Genomic DNA, 19,841 nt, shown 5'->3' on the forward strand with positions numbered 1-19,841 from the left:
GTCAGGGGGCGATGCGGTCAGGGGTCGGTGCGGTCAGGGGTCGATGCGGTCCAGGGCGGCGCCGTCCCAGGTGGTCCGGGTGCACGCGACGCCGCGGCCGTTCTTCGGGCGCAGCACGTCGTAGATGTGCATGCGGGGAATCCTGTCGGACACGCCCCACCCGCTGGGCCAGGTGATGACCCAGTCCATGTCGAGGTCGACGAGGAGCCCGAGCATGCGGGCGATGGTGGGGTCGTCGAGCCGTTCGAACGCCTCGTCCAGCAGCACCAGCCTCAGCGGGGAGAAGTCGCCGCTCACCGCGTCGTAGAACGAGGCCGCCGCGGCGAACAGGGTCACGTAGGAGATCAGGCGGGTCTCGCCGGACGACAGCTGCTTGAGCCTGCGCTCGCGCGGGCCGCCGTCGGGGGCGGTGTCGGCGACGGTCACCGTGAACTGGTGCCACGTCCGGTAGTCGAGGGCGCGGGACAGGACCTCGGCGTAGCCGCCGGTGTGGCTGTCGCGCTCGGCCTCGATGCGCTCGGTGAACACGCGGCGCAGGGTGGCGTCCTGCTCGGGGTCGCGCTCGGCGTAGGGGAGGCGGACCAGGGCGAGGGCGTCGCGGGTCGGCTCGTCGAGCGCCGCCGAGTGCTTCCAGGCGAGCTTGACGTGCACGCCCTGGCTGGAGCGGGCGCGGTCGAGGACGGCGTTCATGCGCTTGCACAGGTCCTCGGCGACGGCGATCTGGCCGCGCAGCCACTCGGCGAGGTCGCGGATCAGGTAGTCGGCGAAGATCCGCTGGTACTGGCCGTCCAGGTAGCCGCGCTGCTCGCCGAGCTTGGCGGTGACCCGGCGGGCGGCGGTGGCGACCGGGCGTGCGCCGTCCTCGCCGGAGACCATGACGGTGAGCAGGCCCGCGTGCTGGTCGGCGGTGATGTCGTGGCTGCCCGCGAGGGCCGTCTGCAACGCCTGGAGCCTGGTGATCACGGTGGTCTCGCTCGCGGCGCGCCGGTCGGTCGTGGCCAGGGCGGCGCGGACGGACGTGACGTCGGCGGGCACGTCGGGCAGCGCGGCGGCCAGCACACCGGGGGCGTGGACGACCGACGTGAGCCGCTCGGCGGCGTCGACCCGCGCGTCCCGGGCGGCGGCGAGCTGCTCGGCGGCGGTGTCGAGCCGGGCGGTGAGCGTCGCGGCCCGCTCGCGGGCGGACGCGACGTCCTCGCGGACGCGCTTGAGCTCGTCGCGCACGTCGCGCCGCGAGCGCTCCAGCCGCGCCAGCTGCCCGGCGACCTCGCGGGCCTCGCCGCCGATCGCCTCGGTCAGCTCGGCCAGCGCCGACGCCTGCGTCGCGTAGTCGAGGCACCGGGCCTCGGCGTCGGTCTCGGCGGCGACCCGGTCGTCCACGGCGGCGCGGTAGCGGTGGTTCGCGTCGGTCAGGTCGGCCACCGTGCCCGCGCACTGGCGGCGCAGCACGTCGCCCAGGCGGTCGGCCGTGCGCTGCGCCTCGGCGGCGGCGTGCTGGGCGTCGCGCAGGCCGTCGGTGGTCGCGGGGAGGCCGGCGTCGCCCGCCTGGCGGACGACCGCAGCGTGCGCGGCCTCGGTGCGGGCGCGGGTGGCCGCCAGCTCCTCGCGCAGCTCCCCGGCCCGGCGGGCGGCGCGGTCGGCCGACTCCTGGGCGGCCTGGAGCCTGCCGTGGCGGGCGACGAGCTCGCGGTCGGTCGGGAACGCGCCGAGGTGCTGCTCCCACCTGCCCACCAGGTCGTGCGCGGCGGCCAGTCCGGTCTCGGCGGTCCCGAGGTCGGCGCGCAGGTCGCCCAGCTCGTCCTCCAGCTCGACGACGCGCCTGCGGCGGGCGGCCTCGCGGGCGCCGGCGCCGATGAACTCGGCAGCGTCCTTGCGCCACCCGCCGTGCAGGACGCCCGCCTGCCAGCGGCCGTCGACGCCGACCGCGAACGGGCCGGAGGTCAGCGACACGGACGCCAGCAGGTCCGCGACCACGCCGGCGGGGACGGGCGAGCCGGGTTCGACGGCGGGCGCCAGGACGGTGGCCAGGGTCGGTTCGGCGGCCGGGTCGCCGGGCACCGCGTGCGTGTCCGGCAGCGCACTCGCGTCCGGCAGCGCGCGGGACGCCGGGGTGACCCAGGCGTCCAGGAGCCCGGAGGCCTCCAGGGCCGCTTCCAGGCCCGCCCGGTCCGCGGCGTCGAGGCCCTCGGCGAAGTCGACCAGGCGGTGGAACGGCGCGCCCGCGGCCGGGTCGCGGTCGGCGGCGGAGTGGCGGCCGGGGGCGGGCCGGTAGGTGGTGCCCGCGCGCAGCGCCGCCAGCTCGGCGTCCCGCTCGTCGATGGCGGCGGTGATCCGCGCCCTGCGGTCCGCCGCGCCGTGGGCCGCGGTCCTGGCCTCGGTCACCAGGGGGGTCACCCCGGCGCGGACGTCGGTGGCGAGGGTACGGGCGCCGGCCGGGTCGACCGTCGTCGGCAGGGCGAGGGGGCTGTCGGGCGCGTGGGTCGCCAGTGGACCGGCGGCGCACCAGGCGGCCACCTCGGACAGCCAGCTCCGCGCCACCCCGTCCAGCTCAGCGGCCTCCTGGTCGCGTCGGGCGGCGGCGTCGGCCGCGGCGCGGTGGGCGTCGCGCTCGGCCTGCGCCAGGGCGTCCAGGTCGCGCCGCGCCGCGTCCAGCTCCGCCGCCCGGGTCGCCAGCGCGAGGGCCAGGGCGCCGTGGCGGCGCGCCTCGGAGGCGATCTCCGCCGCGCTCGCGACCACCGGGTCCAGGGCGAGGTCGGTCGTCGGCGGCGGCACGCGGCGGTCCACGGGGAGCGGGTCGGCTTCGGGGTCCGGCTTGGCCCGCACGGACTCCGTCCGCACGGTGGCGTCCACCGAGGGCAGCCGCGGCACGTCGGGCACCGGCGTGCCCTCCAGGCCGGCCGCGCGGAGGTGCCGGCGCAGGGGTTCCACCAGGTCCTCCGCCGTGCCGAGGTCCTCGGCGAGGCGGCGCAGCAGGCGCAGCACGCCGTCGACCGCGCCGTCCTCCTGGGCGCGCTGCTTGCCCGCCACGTCCAGCGCGGTCACCGCCGACGAGCGCTTCTCCGCCACGAGCGTCTCGCGCGTCCGCAGGTCCTGGAGGTCGCGGAACGCGGGCAGCTCCTTCAGCGCGCCGATGGTTTCCTCGGCCCGCTGCTCGCCGGCCTCCAGCGAGGTCAGGGAGTGCTCGGCGGCGGCCCGTTCGGCGAGGGTCGACTCCAGCGCCGCCGACAGCTTCGCCGACGAGCGCTCCAGCTTGCGCACGCCCTCCTCGGCCGCGCCGAGCTTGTCGGCCGCCGCGCGCACGCCGCCCAGCGCGTAGTCCGAGTACGTCCTGAGGAACGTGCCCAGCGCGGCGTCGGCCGAGGTCAGGCGGGTGATGTTGGACCGGATCGACTCCAGGTCGTCGAACGACGTGGCCAGCTGCTCGACCATCGCCTGGTCGAGCGGCGGCAGGGCGTCGGACAGGATCTGCTCAAGCTGCCCCTCCAGGACCTTCAGGCCCACGTCGGGGTTGCGCAGCGTCCGCTGGAGGTGCAGCAGGTCGCCGTAGCGGGGGGCGGGCACGCCGTACACGGTCTCGGCGACCTTCGCCCGGAACGCCGCCTCCTCCAGCACGCAGTCCGCGCCGATCGCGTCGCGCAGCTGCGCCGGTCCCAGCGGGACGTCGTCGGGTCCGGCGAGCGCCAGGTCGTGGCCGACGCGGGCGGGCGTGATGAAGCGCCACGAGTCGGTGATGGCCTGCGACGTCTTGGACGCCTTCACGCCGACGCCGCACGTCAGGTACTCGCCGCCGCGTTCCAGCTCGACCCACGCGTAGCCGATGCGGTGCGGCCCGCCGGGGTGGTCGTCGAGCATGAGCCGGCGCAGCGACACGGTGTCGAAGCCCTTGGAGCCGATCTGCCGCAGGTCGCCGTCCAGGCACAGCGGCAGCAGCAGCTCCAGCGTGCGCGACTTGCCGGACCCGTTGGTGCCCTGGAAGATCGCGCGACCCCCGGAGAAGTCGAACACCTGCCGGGTGTACTGCCAGATGTTGACGATGCCGCCCCTGTGCAGCCGCCACCTAGTCACGCGCTCTCCTCGTCGAACAGCGACCAGCTCTCCACGACGGGCGCCGGTCGCTCGGTCTCACGGTCACGTTCCGGGTCGCCGTCGGGCACCGGGACCCACCGGTGCGCGGCGGCGTTGACGAGCCACCCGTCGTCGGACAGCACGGCCAACCCCATGCGGCGCAGCAGTTCCAGCACCTCCTCGACGAGCCGGTCGAGGTCGTCGGTGAACTGCTTGGACCACGCCGCCGGGTAGTCCTCCACGAGCCGCCCGCACACCTCGCGCAGCACCCGCACGTCCACGGCGTGCCGCCCGTCGGGGCGCGGCTCGGACTCCAGCAGCTCCGGCAGCGCGAGCAGCGCGATGCGCGCCGCGGTCGAGGTGCCGGGGAAGTACAGGTCGGTCAGGTAGTCCTCGGGGTCGGCGACCAGCACGCCCTCCGCGCGGCACTCGGTGAGCAGGCCGAACGACGCCTCCAGCAGCGCGCTCTCCTTGCGCTGGTTGCGGCGCAGCCAGTCGGCCTGCTCGGACGGCAGGTCGGCGTACAGCACGACGGGGTCCTCCACGAGCCTGCGCCGCACGGCGTGCTCGACGCCGCGCGGTCCGGGCCGGGCGGCGAGCGCCACCAGCTGCTCGGGCGACGTCGCCTCGGCCACCGGTCCGGTCAGCAGCCGGCCGAGCAGGTCGGTGTCCACGGTGATCAGCGCCTCGGCCTGCACGTCGACGGTGCCCTCGGTCTCGTGCAGCACGCCGAGGGACACGAGGTGGCGCAGCGCCGCCGTCAGCGCGCGCCGGTCCACGACGTCGTCGACGACCTCCACGCCGGCCTCGACGGCGGCGGCGCGGACGTCGGACACCAGCCGCGACAGCAGCACCTGCCGCCCGATGCCGGTGAGCACCGCGAGCGTCAGCGCCACGTAGGCGTAGCCGCGCGGGGACATGCCGGGCACGCCGCGCGAGTCGTCGGGGCCGGGACCGGTCTTGTGGAGCCGGGCGAACCGCCGTTCGACGACGAGCCGGTAGCCCAGGACGCGGGCGAACAGGTCCTGCAACGGGGCGCGGTGCCGGTAGACGAGGGTCAGCAGCTCGCCGTCGGGCCCGTCGGCGCGCAGCAGCGGCCGGCGCAGCAGGGTGCGGGCGCAGCGCACGACGGCGGCCGCGTCGATCTCGGAGAGGTCGTCGAACATCAGTCGAGCACCAGCGTGGAGTCGTGCAGGGTCAGGGTCCCCGCGGTGGACCTGATCCGCGTCGTGCGCCCCTCGGCGGGCGCGACGGTGACCGTCAGGCCGCGCACGGGATCGGTCGCCGACCCGGGGCCGTCGGCGCCGTCGCGCTGCGCCATGGCCAGGGTGAGCAGTTCGCACAGCACGCCCAGCGCCTCACCGGACAGCGTGGTCGTCGCGAGGCGGGGCGCGGCGGCGGACAGCTCGGCCACGGACGCGGCGCGCCGCTCGTCGGCCTCGCGCGCCTCGGCCAGCAGCGACTGCTCGGTCATCGGGTCGTCCAGGATCTTCGACGCCCGCCCGCGCGCGGCCCGGTCGCCGCGGCTGCGCACGCTCACCGGCACGTCCACCACGGGGCCGTCGCGCCACGGCGTCCGCTCGTCGTCCCGGTCGTGCTCGGGCGCGGGCGACACGTGCCGGGCAGAGTGCAGCCCGAACGCCGCCGCGTACAGCTCGTGGCCGCGCGACCGCGAGCCCGTGTCGAACCACAGGGCGAGCTTCAGCAGCTCGGCCCGCCTGCCCGGCAGCAGCCCGCCGCCCGACGTGGCGCGCTTCACGCTCGCCAGCAGCGACCCGATCGCCCGCGCGGTGGCCTCGCGCAGCGCCGTCACCTGGCTCGGACGGCCGGGCCGGTCGACGAACCAGTCGGTCAGCTCCTGCCAGTCCTCGGCGGACCGGCCGCGCGCCCGTTCGACGCGTTCGCCCAGGTCGGCGCGGCCCAGCAGGCCCAGCAGGCCCAGCAGGTCGTCCCGCGCGGCGCCGAGGCGGTGCAGGGCGTCGGCGATGGCGGGGGTGTGCCGCAGCACGTCCTCCACGACCATCTGGATGTACTCGACGAGCAGGTTGCGGAACCCGGAGATCTCCTCGGGCGCGAGGTGGTGCCGGGTCACGACCTGCCCCAGGTAGGCGTAGAAGTCGCGCACGGTGGCGGCCAGCTCGGCGTGCTGGAGGAACAGCGTGGTCACCTGCTCGGCGAGCACCTCGCGCGGCCGGCGGCCCTCGCTCGCCAACGCCTCCGCCAGGGTCTGCCCGAGCTGCCGGAGGCCGCGCTCGACGGCGGGCAGCAACTCCCGCGACACCTCGCGGGCGCCCTCCGGCACGCGCAGCAGCTCGTCGGCGTCGCGCTGCACGCGCACGGCGAGCTTGCCCACCTGGTAGCGGACGCTGCCGTGCTGGAACTCGGCGATGCTGGTGGCCACCACCTCGCGGCGGCCCTGCACCAGGTTGCCCCACTCGACGAGTTGCTTGAGGCGGCTGATGACGTTCTCGATGCGCGACTCGCCCGGCTCGACCCGGCCCTCCCGCTCCGCGCCGGCCAGCGCCCCGGCGACCTCGCCCGCGGACAGGTCGGCGAGCAGCGTGGACGCGAACAGCCGCATGATGGCCAGGTACGTGCGCTGGTGTTCGCGCGCGTCCAGGTACGCGTAGAGCTTCAGGCGGGCTGCTTCCACGGTGCGCCACCCTAATGCGGGGGTCCGACGGCGAGTCGGCACCTGGCGGCTCGGCGCGGACGCGCGCGGGCTACCGTGCCCCCTGTGAGTCTGGGGCGCGCGGTGGGGTTGTTGCTGGGTGTGGCCGCTGACGCGGTCCTCGGCGATCCCGAGGGGTACCACCCGGTGGCGGGGTTCGGGCGGGCGGCGAAGGCGCTGGAGCGGACGCTGTACCGGGACGCCCGGGCGGCGGGCGTCGCGCACACCGCCGCGCTGGTCGGCGGCACGGTCCTCGCCGGGGTCGCGGTCGAGCGGCTCGCCGGGCGCAACGAGGTCGTGCGGGCGCTGACCACGGCCGTCGCCACGTGGGCGGTGCTGGGCGGGTCGTCGCTGGCCGACGAGGGCACCGCGATGGGCCGCGAGCTGGACGGCGGCGACCTGGAGGCGGCCCGCCGCCGGCTGCCCAACCTGTGCGGGCGCGAACCGCACCGGCTCGACACGTTCGGCCTGGCCAAGGCGACCGTGGAGTCCGTGGCGGAGAACACGTCGGACGCGGTCGTGGCGCCCCTGTTCTGGGGCGCGGTCGCGGGCGTGCCCGGTCTGATCGGCTACCGGGCGGTGAACACCCTCGACGCGATGGTGGGCCACCGCAACGAGCGCTACCGCCGGTTCGGCTGGGCCGCGGCCCGGCTGGACGACGTGGCGAACCTGCTGCCGTCGCGGCTGGCGGCGCTGCTCACGGCGGCGGGCGCGCCGGTCGTCGGCGGTTCGGCGGGCGAGGCGTGGCGGACGTGGCGGCGGGACGCCTCGGCGCACCCCAGTCCCAACGCGGGCCAGGTGGAGGCGGCGTTCGCGGGCGCCCTGGAGATCCGGCTCGGCGGTCGCACGGTGTACGCGCACGGCGCGGAGGACCGCCCGGTGCTGGGGCACGGCCGCAGCCCGGACGCGGGTCACGTGACGCGGGCGGTGGAGCTGTCGCGGGTGGTCGGCGCGGCGGCGGCCGGGCTGACCGCGGTCATCGCGCTGGTGCGGCCTCGTCCTCGTCCTCGGCGAGCATCTCGGCGACGGACTTCCGCCTAGCGCGCGGTCGGTCCGCGGAGCCGGCGCCACCGCCCCCGGTGGCGAGCGCGCCGCCGGGGCGGACCTCGCGGACGGTGAAGTACAGCCAGCCGCCGAGGGCCATCACGCCGAACGCGATCCACTGGAGCGCGTAGGAGAAGTACGGCCCGGCGTCGAGCTTGGGCAGCGGCAGCGCCTCCTCCACGCCCGGCTGGCCCTCGGTGAGCTGGAAGTAGCCGGGCCGGATGGTCAGGCCCGCCGCGCGGCCCACCACGTCCGGGTTGATCGCGTACACCTGCCGGTGGCCGTCCTGGTCGAACGCGTCGCGGTCGTCCGACTCGCCCACCCGGGTCCACGCGGTCACCGTCACCACGCCGTCGGGCACGGGCTTCAGGTCGGGCACCCGGACGCCGCTCACCGGCCGCACGTACCCGCGGTCCACCAGCACGACCACGCCGTCGTCCAGCTCGAACGGCGTCAGCACCTCGAACGCCGCCTCGCCCTGCACGGTCCGCAGCCGCGCCACCGCCTGCCCCTCGGGCAGGTAGCGGCCGGTGAGCGTGACGCGCCGCCACTCCAGTTCGGCGTTGGACCTGTCGAGCAGGCCCGCGAGCGGCACCGGGTCCGTGCGCACGGAGGACGTGACCGCGTCGTTCTGCGCCTGGCGCTCGTCGTCGCGGCTGAACTGCCAGGGGGCGAGCAGCGTGAAGCACGCGCCCGCGAACACCCAGACGGCCAGCGTCAACGCCAGCCAGCCGGGCCGCAACAAGAAGCTGAACCGCACGTCACCACGGTAATCCCTACGCCGGTGTGACCCGCACCCGGTCGAAGCGGGCGGTGAACCCGGGCCCGTCCGGCGCCGCCGCCATCACGCCCGCCAGGGCTTCCACGCCGGACGGGAAGTACGCGAGGCGCAGCAGCGAGGTCGGTTCCCCGTCGCCCACGCCGTAGCGGAGGGTCACCGCGTCGCCCTCGCGGACGGCGCTGATCACGACCCGCTCGACCCGGCCGACGCCGACCACCGACCAGTCGGAGAAGTCCCTGGTCACGACGGTGCTGATCTGGAACTCGCCGTCGACCAGCTCCACGCCCGCCTTGATCCAGTTCCGGTCGTCGGCGTGCAGGGCGATGCCCGCCTGGTCGTACTGGGCGGCGTACTCGCCGGTGAAGGACGCGGTGAGGGTGAGGTCGCCGGTCACCGGCACGCCGAGGACGTGCGCCGAGTCCCGGTCGTACCCGTAGTGGGTGGTGCGCCACAGGTCCGTGCCGGGGTCGGCGGTGATGGTCAGGCCGTCCCGGTCGGTCCACGCGCGGGGCTCGTTGAGCCACCGCCAGTCGTCGCGGTCGAAGAGTGTGATCCCCATCTCGGCATCATGTCAGCGCACGGGCCGAGGCCAAGGCCCGCAGGGCGTAACCGCGGCCGAACAGGACGGCGTGGACGAGCAGCGGGAACAGCTGGTGCAGCGGCACGCGCTCGCGCCGACCGGGGGCCGGCGGGCTCACCTCGTGGTAGGCGGCGAGCACCCGGTCGAGGTGCGGGCAGCCGAACAGGTCGAGCATCGCGAGGTCGGTCTCCCGGTGGCCGCCGTGCGCGGCCGGGTCGATCAGCCACGCCCGCCCGTCGGCCGCCCAGTGCACGTTGCCGCTCCACAGGTCGCCGTGCAGCCGGGCCGGCGGTTCCCCTGGCGCCTCGACCCGCACCCGGTCGAACACCGCCGCCTCGTCGGCGGTCAGCGCGCCCGCGTCCGCGGCGAGGCGGGCGTAGCGGATGACGCGGTGCTCGTGGAACCAGTCGGGCCAGGTCGGCGACGGGGTGTTGCGCATCGGGGCGAGGCCGATCGAGGCGTCGGCCGGTCCGCCGGGCGGTGGAGCGCCGAACGCGGGCGCGCCGGTGGCGTGCAGCCGGGCCAGCGCCCGCCCGAACTCCTCGGCCGCCCCCGGTGACGGCCGGCCGGGTTCGACGTGGTCCACGCACAGCCAGTGGCCGTCGTGGCCGCGCACCCGCGGCACGGGCGGCCCGCCGGGTTCGGCGAGCCACTCCAGCGAGGCGGCCTCGGCGATCACCGCGGCCGGGTCGTCGTAACGCTTGACGACCACCCGGCCGCCGTCGGCGAGGTCCGCCTGCCACACCGCGCCCGAGAGCGGGCGCGACCCGGCGACGGGCGTGCCGGTGAGCCGGGTGGCGGCGTCGGCGGGGGTCACAGGTGCTCGCGGGTCCAGGCCAGCAGGCCGGGCACGGCGGCCTCCACCATCCGGATCACCAGGTCGAAGCCCTCCTCGTCCCCGTAGTACGGATCGGGCACGTCCACGCCGTCGGCGTCCGGGTCGAACGAGCGCAGCAGGCGCACCCGGTCCGGGTCGTCCACCAGGCGGCGCAGCGCGCGGGCGTGCCCGGAGTCCAGGGCGACCAGCAGGTCGGCACCCAGGTGGTCCTCGTCGACCTGGTCGGCGCTGTGCTCCGCGGGATAGCCGTTGTCGGTCAGCGACCTGGCCGCGCGCGGGTCGGCCGGGTCGCCCACGTGCCAGCCGCCGGTGCCCGCGCTGGTCACCTCCACGAGGTCACCCAGGCCGGCCCGGCGCAGGTGCTCGCGGAATATGATCGCGGCCACGGGGGAGCGGCAGATGTTGCCGGTGCAGATGAAGGCGATCGTCAAGGGCACGGCAGGTCAGTCTGCCAGTTGGGCGCTCCGGGTGAGGGCGCTGGACGCGGTGCCCGGCACGCACGACCATCGAACGTGACCGGCTCTCGTTGGGGGTCCGATGTCAGGGGTCGTGGTCGGTGTCGTCGTGCTGCTCGCCGCCGCGGTGGCGACCGGGGTCGTCGTCGTGCTCCGGCGGCGGTCGTGGCCCGAGACGCCCGCGTTCGCCCGCCCCCGGCCGGCCCACTCGCCCGGCGGGCTGACCGCAGACCCCAACGCGGGATTCTTCACCGACCGCGGTTTCCTGTTCCGGAAAAGGCATTTCTTCGTGGGAACGGGGTGCCCGCCGACCCTGGTGGTCGATTTCCCGTCACTCGACGTGTCGCAGCGGGAACAGCCCGTGCGCATTGCCCGTCAGGGCATTCGGGTGTGGTGGTGGTTCGCCGGCGAGTTCTACCGCGAGGCGGCCGGCCTGGGCGCGGACGACGTGGTGGCGTGGGTGCGCGAGCGGGATCGGCGGCAGCGGGCGAGGCAGGAGCGGGCCCGGTTGCTGTCCGCCGCCGAGGAGAGCCTGCGAAAGCGTGACAACGGGTAACGAACGGGCGGGGAATTCCGACGCCAATCCCGTAGGGAATCTTCGGGGGAAGGAGCGTGAATGACTCGCACATGTGTCGTGCGCCCGGTGCGGCAGGCCTATTCCCAGCGGTCGGCGCCGAGGCGCGACGGCGCGTCCGGGCGACCGGGGAAGGCCGGGGACCGGTGAACGAGCCGTCGCTGTGCCGGCTGTCCGCCTGCGAGGCGCCCTCGCTCGGGCACCTGCTCCTCAGCATCGTCGTCGTGTTCGTCGCCGTGGCCGCCTCCTTCGTGTAGGCCGCCGACCGCGTCGGTCCCGGCGTCCCGGTCTCAGCGTCCCGGTCTCAGCGGCCTCTCAGCCGCTCCGCGCGACGATCGCCCCGTGTCCACCGTGAAACCGCCGCCCACGCCGACCATGCCGGCGCTGGCCGCGGCGCTGCCCAGGGTCGAGGACGAGATCAGGACGCTGGCGACGTCGTCGTCGCTGCCCGTCGTGAACACCTTCACCGGCCGGATCACCGCCGCGGGCGGCAAGCGGCTGCGCTCCGTGCTGGTGCTGGCGGGGTCGCTGGCCGTGTCGGGCGCCGTCCCGGACAAGGCCGTCACGGCCGCCGCGTGCGTCGAGCTGCTGCACGCCGGGTCCCTGGTGCACGACGACCTGATGGACGGCGCGTCGGAGCGGCGCGGCGTGCGCACGGTCAACGCCGACTGGGGCACCGGCCCGGCGGTGCTGGTCGGCGACTTCCTGCTGGCCCGCGCGAGCCAGGCCGCGCTGGAGCGGATCTCGCCGTTCGCGGCGGGCAGGCTCGCGCAGGCGGTGGCGGACCTGGTGGAGGGCCAGGTCCTGGAGGTCCTGGACCAGCACGACCCCGACCGCGACCCGGACGCCGCGCTGCGCTCGATCGCGCTGAAGACCGGGGCCCTGTTCGAGGTGGCGGGCGTGCTGGCCGCGCACTGCGCCGACGCCGACGAGGCCACCACCGCCGCGCTCGGGCGCTACGGCGCGCTGTTCGGCCTGCTGTTCCAGATCCTCGACGACCTGCTCGACCTGGCGTCGACGTCGCAGCGCCTGGGCAAGCCGGTCGGCAACGACCTGCGCCAGGGCGTCTACACGTTCCCGCTCCTGCGCGCCCTCGACGACGACCGGCGCGACCTGCTGCGCCGCCGCGGGCGCGAGCTGTCCGACGCCGAGATCGCCGCCCTGCTGGCCGACCTGCGGCGCACCAGCATGGTCGCGGACACCCTGGCGCACTGCACGTCGCTGGCCGCCCGCGCCGTGCGCGAGCTGCCCGGTTCGCCGGGGTCCGAGGCGCTGGACATCCTGCGCGAGCTGCCGGGGGCCTACCTCGACTGGGCGGCCTCGCAGATCGCCTAGACTCGCGGCGATGACCAGCCAGGATTCCGGCCGGGCGCTGCTGCGCCACCACGGGGACGTCGACGCCGCGCCCGGGCTCGCGGACTTCGCGGTCAACGTGCGCGTGCCCCGCCCCCCGGAGTGGCTGCGCGACCGGCTGGTCGCCGCCCTCGACGACCTGGGCTCCTACCCGGGCGCCGACGCCGACCTGCGGGCCCGCGAGGCCGTCGCCGCCCGGCACGGCCGCTCGCCGGACGAGGTGCTGGTGCTCAACGGCGCCGCCGAGGGCTTCGCGCTGCTGCCGAACCTGCGCCCCGCCCTGGCGGCGGTGGTGCACCCGTCGTTCACCGAGCCCGAGGTGGTGCTGCGGGACGCGGGCGTGCCCGTGCGGCGGGTCGGGCTGTCGCCCGGGGACGGCTACCGGTTGCGGCCGGAGCTGGTGCCCGACGAGGCCGACCTGGTGGTGCTGGGAAACCCGACGAACCCGACGTCCGTGCTGCACCCGGCGGAGGTGGTCGCGGCGCTGGCCCGGCCGGGCCGGGTGCTGGTGGTGGACGAGGCGTTCGCCGACGCGATCCCCGGCGAGCCGGAGACGCTGTCCGGTCGCGCCGACCTCGGCGGGCTGCTGGTGCTGCGCAGCCTGACCAAGACGTGGGGCCTCGCGGGGCTGCGCGCGGGCTACTTCCTGGGCGCGCCGGAGCTGCTCAAGTGGCTCGCGGCGACGCGCCCGCCGTGGCCGGTGGGCAGCCTGGTGCTGGAGGCCGTCGCGGCGTGCTGCTCGCCCGAGGCGGTGGCCGAGGCCGACGCGCTGGCCTGGGAGGCTCGCGAGCACACGTCGCTGGCCGTGGCGCGGCTGGGCGACCTGGTGGTCGTGCCGCCGTCCGCGCCGTTCGTGCTGCTGCGCGTCCCCGACGGGCCGCGGGTGCGGCAGGCGTTGCGGGACAAGGGGATCGCGGTGCGGCGCGGCGACACGTTCCCGGGCCTGACGCCCGACCACGTGCGGGTCGCGGTGCGCTCGCCCGAGGAGTTCGCGCTGCTGGTGGACGCCCTGCGAGTGGTGCTGGGGGACGTGTGACGACCACGCTGGGGGACGTGCTGGGCGCGCTGGAGGCGGCCTACCCGCCCGCGACCGCCGAGTCGTGGGACGCGGTGGGCCTCGTCTGCGGCGACCGCGCCGAACCCGTGACCAGGGCGCTGTTCTGCGTCGACCCCGTCGAGTCCACTGTGGACGAGGCGCTGGAGGTGGGCGCGCAGCTGCTGGTGGCGCACCACCCACTGATGCTGCGCGGCGTGACCGGCGTCCCGGCCGACGACCCCAAGGGCGCGCTCGTGCACCGGCTCATCCGCGCCGGCGTCGCCCTCTACACCGCGCACACCAACGCCGACGCGGCCAACCCCGGCGTGTCCGACGCGCTCGCCCACGCCCTGGGCCTCACCGTGACCGGGCCGTTGACCGCCGCGCCCGCGCGGCCCCTGGACGCGCTCACCACCTACGTGCCGGTCGACCGCGCGGAGCAGGTGCTCGACGCCCTGCACGCCGCCGGCGCGGGCGCCGTGGGCGACTACCGCGACGCCGCGTGGACCGTCGAGGGCACCGGCCGGTTCCGGCCGGTGACCGGCGCGGACCCCGCGGTCGGCGCCGTCGGCCGGCTCGAACGGCTGCCCGAGACGCGCCTGGACGTGGTCCTCGACCGCCGCCGCCGGGCCGACGTCGTGCGCGCCCTGCGCGCCGCCCACCCGTACGAGGAAGTCGCCTTCACCCTCACCGAGGTCGCCGAGCTGCCCTCCGACACCGGCATCGGCCGCATCGGCGAACTGCCCGCCGCCGAACCGCTGGGCGCGTTCGCGCGGCGCGTCGCCGACGCCCTGCCCGCCACCGCCTGGGGCGTCCGCGCCGCGGGCGACCCGGACCGGCCGATCAGGCGCGTCGCGGTGTGCGGCGGCTCGGGCGACAGCTACCTGTCCGCCGCCGCCCGGGCGGGCGTCGACGCCTACGTCACGTCCGACCTGCGCCACCACCCCGCCGGCGAGCACCTCGCCGCCGGCGGTCCCGCGCTCGTCGACGTCGCGCACTGGGCCGGCGAGTGGCCGTGGTGCGGGCAGGCGGCCGACGTGGTGCGCACCGCCCTCGGCGGTACGGTCGAAGTCCTCGTCTCCACCCGCCGGACCGATCCGTGGACCGTCGGTGCGACGAGCCGAACAGGAGGATCTCTGTGAAAGCCGATCCCGCCGTGCAGCGCAGGCTGCTCGACCTGGCGCAGGTCGACGCGGAACTGGCGCGCGTCACCCACCGCCGCCGCACGCTGCCCGAGATCGCCGAGATCGCCGAAGCGGAGAAGCAGTTCCGCGCCAAGCAGGACGCGGTGACCACGATCGGGACGAGGCTCGGCGACCTGAACCGCGAGGTCAAGCGCCAGGAGACCGAGATCGACCAGGTCCGCGCCCGCGAGGAGCGCGACCGCAAGCTCCTCGCCGGCGGCTCGGTCGGCGCCAAGCAGCTCACCGACCTGGAGCACGAGCTGGCGACCCTCAACCGCCGCCGCGGCGCGCTGGAGGACGACCTGCTGGAGCTGATGGAGCGCCGCGAGGCCGTCGAGGCGGACAGCCGGCACGCCCAGGTGGAGCTGGACAAGGCGCAGGAGGCGCTGTCCGACGCGGCCCGCCGCCGGGACAGCGCACTCGCCGACCTGGAGTCCACCGAGGCCAAGCGCACCGCCGAGCGCACCAAGGTCACCGCCGGGTTCCCGGAACCGCTGCTCGCCCTCTACGACCGCGTGCGCGCCCACAAGGGCATCGGCGCCGCGCTGCTCCAGTCCCGCCGCTGCGGCGCGTGCCGCATCGAGCTGGACCGCAGCGCGATGTCCCGCGTCAAGGAGGCCGCGACCGACGAGGTCGTGCAGTGCGAGGAGTGCGACGCGATCATGGTCCGCACCGGGGAATCCGGTCTGTGAAGGTCGTCGTCGAAGCCGACGGCGGGTCGCGGGGCAACCCGGGGCCCGCCGGGTACGGGGCCGTCGTGCGCTCCGCGTCCGGCGAGGTCCTGGCGGAGCGGTCCGCCGGGATCGGCGTGGCCACCAACAACGTCGCCGAGTACCGGGGCCTGCTCGCGGGCCTGCGCGCGGCGGCCGAGGTGGGCGCGGCCGAGGTCGACGTGCGGATGGACTCGAAGCTCGTGGTCGAGCAGATGTCCGGCCGCTGGAAGGTCAAGCACCCGTCCATGCAGCCGCTCGTCGCGGAGGCGCGCGAGGTGGTGCGGGTGTTCGACCGGGTGACGTACACCTGGATACCGCGCGAGCGCAACAAGCACGCCGACCGGCTCGCCAACGAGGCCATGGACGAGCAGGCGGGCGTGCGCCGACCGGACGCCGCCCCGGCTCCCGTCGAGGACCCGGTCACCGAGCAGGCCCCGCCGTCGTCGTGGACCGGCGCGGTCGGCGAACCCACCCGCCTGTACCTGCTGCGGCACGGGCAGACCGCGCTGTCGGTGGACCGCCGCTACTCCGGGCGCGGCAACCCGCCGCTGACCGAGGTCGGCCGCGGGCAGGCGGAGGCGGCGGCCCGGCGGTTGGCGAAGGTCGGGGGCGTCGACGTCGTCGTGTCCTCGCCGCTGGGGCGCGCCGCGGAGACCGCGCGCGCCGTGGCGTCCGGGACCGGCGTCGAGCCGACCACCCACGACGGCCTGATCGAGACCGACTTCGGCGCGTGGGAGGGCCTGACGTTCACCGAGGCCGCCGAGCGCGACCCCGGCCTGCACCGGCGGTGGCTGGCCGACCCGTCCGTGCCCGCCCCCGGCGGCGAGAGCTTCGACCAGGTGCACCGGCGGGTGCGGCGCGCGCTGACCGACGTGATCGCCGCGCACGGCGGCGCGAACGTCGTGCTGGTCAGCCACGTCACCCCCATCAAGTCGCTGCTGCGGATGGGGCTCGACGCAGGGCCGTCCCTGCTGTTCCGGCTGCACCTGGACCTCGCGTCGCTGTCGGTCGTCGAGTTCTACCCGGACGGCAACGCGTCCGTGCGGCTCGTCAACGACACCTCGCACCTGGGGTAGCCGCGCGCCGGCCGGTCGGGCGCGCCCACGCCGGCGCCGGGCCTCCTCGACGGCGCGACGGCCTGGGTCCACGGCCCGGGACCGGTCGGTTATCCTGGGCGCGCGGATGAGTCGGCAGGGCGGTCGCGTCGACAGACGAACGTCTGTCGCCGAGGAAAGTCCGGACTCCACAGGGCAGGGTGGTTGTCAACGGCAACCAGGGGCGACCCTCGGGACAGTGCCACAGAGAACAGACCGCCCCGGCGCGAGCCGGGGTAAGGGTGAAACGGTGGTGTAAGAGACCACCAGCGCCCCCGGTGACGGGGGCGGCTAGGTAAACCCCACCCGGAGCAAGGCCAAGAGGGTGCCCCAGGGCACCTGCGCAGGCGTTCGAGGGCTGCCCGCCCGATGCCTGCGGGTAGGCCGCACGAGCCTGTCGGCGACGGCAGGCCGAGATGGATGGCCGCCGAACGGGACCGCCGCGAGGCGCCCGGGAACAGAATCCGGCTTACATGCCGACTCATCCGCGCCCGACCGGGCACTGCCCGGTCGGGCGTCCCCGGCAGGGCGGTCGCGTCGCGGACGTCCCCGCCCGGGGGTTCCCCGCCGTCGACCCCACCGGCGGATCGCCGACGACCCCGACCGCTGCGGACCACCGAACCGGGTCGACCGCCGATGTGCGGGCACCGGCCGGGGCACCGACCGGTCCACTGTGGAGCGACCCTGGTCGGGGCGGCCCGCGGGCGCACTCGTCCGCCTACCTGTCACCTGTGCGCCGACGGCGTTACAGGAGTGGCTCCGTTCGAGTGGACGTCGGGGTCGTCCGGTATCAACCCCCGACCGGGGCAGTCCTCCTCACGTGCCGCGGGCCCTGCCCCGTCGGCGCAGAAGGAGGAAACGCATGTCCACCACCAGACGACGGGGAGCAACGGTGCTCGCCCTGTCCGGGTTGCTGGGGGCGACGGCGCTGACCGGTGCCACGGCAGGCACCGCGTCCGCCGCCGACGAACTGCCCGTGTACGCCGTCCGCTCCGAAGGGCTGAACCAGGAGCAGGCGGCGGCGTTGCAGCGGGCGTTCGGCCTCAAGACCGTCGAGCGCACACCCGAGGGTGTCGTCACCTTCACCGACGAGGACCGCCACCTGCGCGTCCCCGGCATCGACCGCGGCGCGGGCCAGCCCGACGAGAGCGGCCAGGCGACGAACCAGACCCAGCTCGACCTCACGGGCATCCGCGGGCTCAGGGCCGTCCCGCTCGCCGACGCCGCCAAGCGCGTCGGCGAGACCCTGCGGGGGATCGGGCTGCTGCCCGCCGAGGCCGTGGCGAGCGCGTCGCACACGACCCTCGACATCACCGACACCAACGGCAACCCGGTGGTCAGCGCCCCGCTCGACACCACCGTGGCCTACGCCTTCACGCTCGGCGGCGTGCCGCTGGAGGGCCCCGGCTCGAAGGTCCGCGTCTCCCTCGACGGCACGGGCGCCGTCACGCAGCTCACCTACGCCGCCCGCACCGTCGCCGCCGACGGCGTCAAGCCCGTGCTGCCCCTCGACGACGGCCGCAAGAAGTGCGCCGACGCCCTGGCCGGCACCCCGCTCGGCTCGGTCGGCTACGCCTACCCGTCCGGCCCGCTCGGCGCGGGCACCACGCGCCTGGAGCCGTTCTTCCGCTGCCAGGGCGCCGACTCCGGCGAGTCCGCGCCGGTGCTCTACCTGCCGGCCGTGGTGGGCAGCCCCGACCCGGCTCCGGACCCGACCGTGCCGCCCCGCCAGCGCGCCGCCGGTGACGCGGGCGTCGCGGGCGACGTGGGCGCGCAGTGGACCACCCGGGTCGACGTCGGCAGCTCCGGCACCGGCACCTGCCAGTCCCTGTCCGGCATCCCGGCGGACATCACCGGCTTCAACACCCGCTTCACCAACGCGGGCGTCCCGGTGCAGTTCAGCTGGACCGGGGCGAACGCGTGGGAGCAGGACTTCAAGGACCCGGCGTTCGCGGGCGGCCAGGACCACGTGTACGCCGACGACGTCGACATGACCTACTACCACGGGCGGGGCGGCGCGTTCGGCCTGTCGTTCGCCGGGTGCAGCGCCGTCACCGACAGCACGCTGCGCAACACCGAGGCGCGCTGGGGCAACCGGGACGCCGAGTGGATGAGCCTCTACACCCCGAGCCTGCTCCAGAGCACGGCGAGCGGCCAGGCGTGGTGGCAGCGGTGGGGCCCGTCGTTCCGCGGGCTGCACCAGATCAACAGCTTCGAGACGGGCGTGGTGCAGAACAGCTCGTTCGGCTCGCGGTACGGCAACTACCTGCTGCGCAGGCCGTTCCTGAACTTCCTGCGGCCGATGAAGGTGCGCGTGGCGTGGGCTCAGGCGGCGATCGACACCCAGCCGTCGTGGGTGCGGTGGGCGACCATGGGGCCGATCGGGAACTCGTGGATCGCGAACTTCGACGACTACTTCTGGGGCAGGGGGTCGGTCGGGCCGGACACCCTGCCGACCGTGGGTTTCTGGAAGATCTCCGGTTCCAGCTGATCGACCCGCCCGTCGGACCGCCCTGCCCGAAGGCTCCCTCCCGCGCCTCCACCGGGGTGCGGGAGGGGGCCGCGCGTGGCGGGTCGACGCCGTTCGGGTGGTCCGCCGTATCAGGGGCGCCGGTCGCGGGTCTTCCCGGACGGAACGCGGACGACGCGCGTCCCGTCCGAGGGGGCGGCGGTGAGGGGTCCCTTCCGCACCTGGGGGTGGGAAGGGGCCCTTCCGGCTGTCCGCCGGTGGGCCGCGGCGCCCGAGCGGCGGGTCAGGGGATCAGGTCGTCCGGCGGTGCGGCCACCGGCGCGCCCCGGTCGACCGGGGCGTCGGCGTCGCCGGGCAGCGGTGCCCCGGCGGGGGGCTCGGCCGGCGCCCGCCGGGCGGGTCGGCCGGCCGGCATGCGGATCACCGGGCGGAACGCCTCGCCGTCGTTGTAGCGGCGCTCCAGCGCCGCCACGTACGCCGCGACGGCGGGGTTCACGATGTCGGCCAGGCTGCGCACGCCGGCCGTGCCCTCGTAGGCCGCCAGGTAGGTCGCGGCGGCCCTGGCGCGCTCCAGCACGTCCCGGTCGAAGTTGACCGTCCGCTGCACCCGCCGCCCGGTTTGGCGCCCAGTCCCGGTAACCTGATCACCGTCGGGAACCACCACCGCCACGGTGATCTCGTTCACCCCGGCGGCTGGTTCGGGCACGGCTTCCGATGGCTGGGCCATGAGCGAGCCTCCTCGGCGTCGTCACTCCGTCGGGTGCGAGCCGTTCGGACCTTTCACTGGGCCGGACGGGCCACACTGGGTTGGTCGGCGAACGAGGGGCCCGCAGTATTGCGTACGGTGCGTGACCAGGAAGTTCGCAGTCGAGTGAACTGTCTCAGCAATCGGGAGAATCAAGGGCCCCAGGTTCTCCACCGGCTTCCCCGGACTCATCATGTCTGTGGTCAGATTAGACGTAATCGACTCACAGGGGAACGCT

At 75.6% G+C, this 19,841-nt stretch carries 16 protein-coding genes and 1 other RNA gene; 9 read left to right on the top strand and 8 right to left on the bottom strand.

Annotated elements, in window-relative coordinates:
- Window positions 1–33 precede the first annotated feature (33 nt).
- The 3 genes from J2S66_RS33335 to J2S66_RS33345 are packed head-to-tail and all read right to left on the bottom strand — an operon-like array spanning window position 34 to window position 6,718.
- The gene (locus J2S66_RS33335; RefSeq protein ID WP_310312635.1) at window positions 34–4,065 is read right to left on the bottom strand and encodes a TIGR02680 family protein; all 4,032 of its coding nucleotides are present in this window, start codon (window positions 4,063–4,065) and stop codon (window positions 34–36) included.
- Window positions 4,062–5,231, bottom strand: a complete 1,170-nt coding sequence (locus J2S66_RS33340) for a TIGR02678 family protein (protein ID WP_310312638.1) — start codon at window positions 5,229–5,231, stop codon at window positions 4,062–4,064. Before J2S66_RS33340 ends, J2S66_RS33335 begins: the two co-directional genes overlap by 4 nt.
- Complete coding sequence (locus tag J2S66_RS33345) at window positions 5,231–6,718, bottom strand: DUF2397 domain-containing protein (protein WP_310312641.1); 1,488 nt, start codon at window positions 6,716–6,718, stop codon at window positions 5,231–5,233. Before J2S66_RS33345 ends, J2S66_RS33340 begins: the two co-directional genes overlap by 1 nt.
- An 84-nt stretch (window positions 6,719–6,802) precedes the next feature.
- On the opposite strand from J2S66_RS33345, the gene J2S66_RS33350 reads away from it, so the two are divergent.
- Window positions 6,803–7,777, top strand: coding sequence for a cobalamin biosynthesis protein (locus J2S66_RS33350; RefSeq protein WP_310312644.1), 975 nt, complete (start codon window positions 6,803–6,805; stop codon window positions 7,775–7,777).
- On the opposite strand, the gene J2S66_RS33355 is transcribed toward J2S66_RS33350, so the two are convergent.
- The 4 genes from J2S66_RS33355 to J2S66_RS33370 are packed head-to-tail and all read right to left on the bottom strand — an operon-like array spanning window position 7,713 to window position 10,410.
- A complete protein-coding gene (locus J2S66_RS33355; RefSeq protein ID WP_310312649.1) occupies window positions 7,713–8,540 on the bottom strand; it encodes an SURF1 family cytochrome oxidase biogenesis protein in 828 nt (275 codons plus the stop codon). The genes J2S66_RS33350 and J2S66_RS33355 overlap by 65 nt on opposite strands.
- 16 nt (window positions 8,541–8,556) lie before the next feature.
- Entirely contained in the window at window positions 8,557–9,120 is a 564-nt protein-coding gene (locus J2S66_RS33360; RefSeq protein ID WP_310312651.1) for a DUF1349 domain-containing protein, read from the bottom strand.
- A 7-nt stretch (window positions 9,121–9,127) separates the two neighbouring features.
- On the bottom strand, window positions 9,128–9,958 hold the full coding sequence (locus tag J2S66_RS33365) for a fructosamine kinase family protein (RefSeq protein ID WP_310312654.1): 831 nt from the start codon (window positions 9,956–9,958) through the stop codon (window positions 9,128–9,130).
- Window positions 9,955–10,410 carry a low molecular weight protein-tyrosine-phosphatase gene (locus J2S66_RS33370; protein WP_310315286.1) on the bottom strand — a complete coding sequence of 152 codons (456 nt, stop codon included), beginning with the start codon at window positions 10,408–10,410 and terminating at the stop codon, window positions 9,955–9,957. The genes J2S66_RS33365 and J2S66_RS33370 overlap by 4 nt, the downstream gene beginning before the upstream one ends.
- A 106-nt stretch (window positions 10,411–10,516) precedes the next feature.
- Here J2S66_RS33370 and J2S66_RS33375 point away from each other — a divergent pair, with 106 nt between their 5' ends.
- The 8 genes from J2S66_RS33375 (at window position 10,517) to J2S66_RS33410 (ending at window position 18,879) form a co-directional block, all read left to right on the top strand.
- Window positions 10,517–10,990, top strand: a complete 474-nt coding sequence (locus J2S66_RS33375; RefSeq protein ID WP_310312657.1) for a hypothetical protein — start codon at window positions 10,517–10,519, stop codon at window positions 10,988–10,990.
- 360 nt (window positions 10,991–11,350) lie between these two features.
- Window positions 11,351–12,343 (top strand): polyprenyl synthetase family protein, encoded by a 993-nt coding sequence (locus J2S66_RS33380; RefSeq protein ID WP_310312660.1) that lies wholly within the window; start codon window positions 11,351–11,353, stop codon window positions 12,341–12,343.
- Window positions 12,344–12,353: 10 nt separating this feature from the next.
- On the top strand, window positions 12,354–13,397 hold the full coding sequence (gene cobC / locus J2S66_RS33385) for an Rv2231c family histidinol phosphate aminotransferase CobC (protein ID WP_310312664.1): 1,044 nt from the start codon (window positions 12,354–12,356) through the stop codon (window positions 13,395–13,397).
- Window positions 13,394–14,539, top strand: coding sequence for a Nif3-like dinuclear metal center hexameric protein (locus tag J2S66_RS33390; RefSeq protein WP_310312667.1), 1,146 nt, complete (start codon window positions 13,394–13,396; stop codon window positions 14,537–14,539). The genes cobC and J2S66_RS33390 overlap by 4 nt, the downstream gene beginning before the upstream one ends.
- Window positions 14,536–15,273: a zinc ribbon domain-containing protein gene (locus tag J2S66_RS33395; RefSeq protein WP_310312669.1), complete on the top strand. Its 738-nt coding sequence runs from the start codon at window positions 14,536–14,538 to the stop codon at window positions 15,271–15,273. The genes J2S66_RS33390 and J2S66_RS33395 overlap by 4 nt, the downstream gene beginning before the upstream one ends.
- Window positions 15,270–16,370 carry a bifunctional RNase H/acid phosphatase gene (locus tag J2S66_RS33400; RefSeq protein ID WP_310312671.1) on the top strand — a complete coding sequence of 367 codons (1,101 nt, stop codon included), beginning with the start codon at window positions 15,270–15,272 and terminating at the stop codon, window positions 16,368–16,370. Before J2S66_RS33395 ends, J2S66_RS33400 begins: the two co-directional genes overlap by 4 nt.
- A gap of 107 nt (window positions 16,371–16,477) precedes the next feature.
- An RNA gene (gene rnpB / locus J2S66_RS33405) (RNase P RNA component class A) lies at window positions 16,478–16,876 on the top strand.
- Between the two features lie 374 nt (window positions 16,877–17,250).
- Window positions 17,251–18,879, top strand: a complete 1,629-nt coding sequence (locus J2S66_RS33410) for a DUF6345 domain-containing protein (RefSeq protein ID WP_310312674.1) — start codon at window positions 17,251–17,253, stop codon at window positions 18,877–18,879.
- Window positions 18,880–19,141: 262 nt separating this feature from the next.
- Here J2S66_RS33410 and J2S66_RS33415 read toward each other — a convergent pair whose 3' ends face one another.
- The gene (locus J2S66_RS33415; protein ID WP_310312677.1) at window positions 19,142–19,585 is read right to left on the bottom strand and encodes a ParB family protein; all 444 of its coding nucleotides are present in this window, start codon (window positions 19,583–19,585) and stop codon (window positions 19,142–19,144) included.
- Window positions 19,586–19,841 lie beyond the last annotated feature (256 nt).

Origin of the sequence: Saccharothrix longispora, assembly GCF_031455225.1 — a bacterium.
Taxonomy (GTDB): domain Bacteria; phylum Actinomycetota; class Actinomycetes; order Mycobacteriales; family Pseudonocardiaceae; genus Actinosynnema; species Actinosynnema longispora.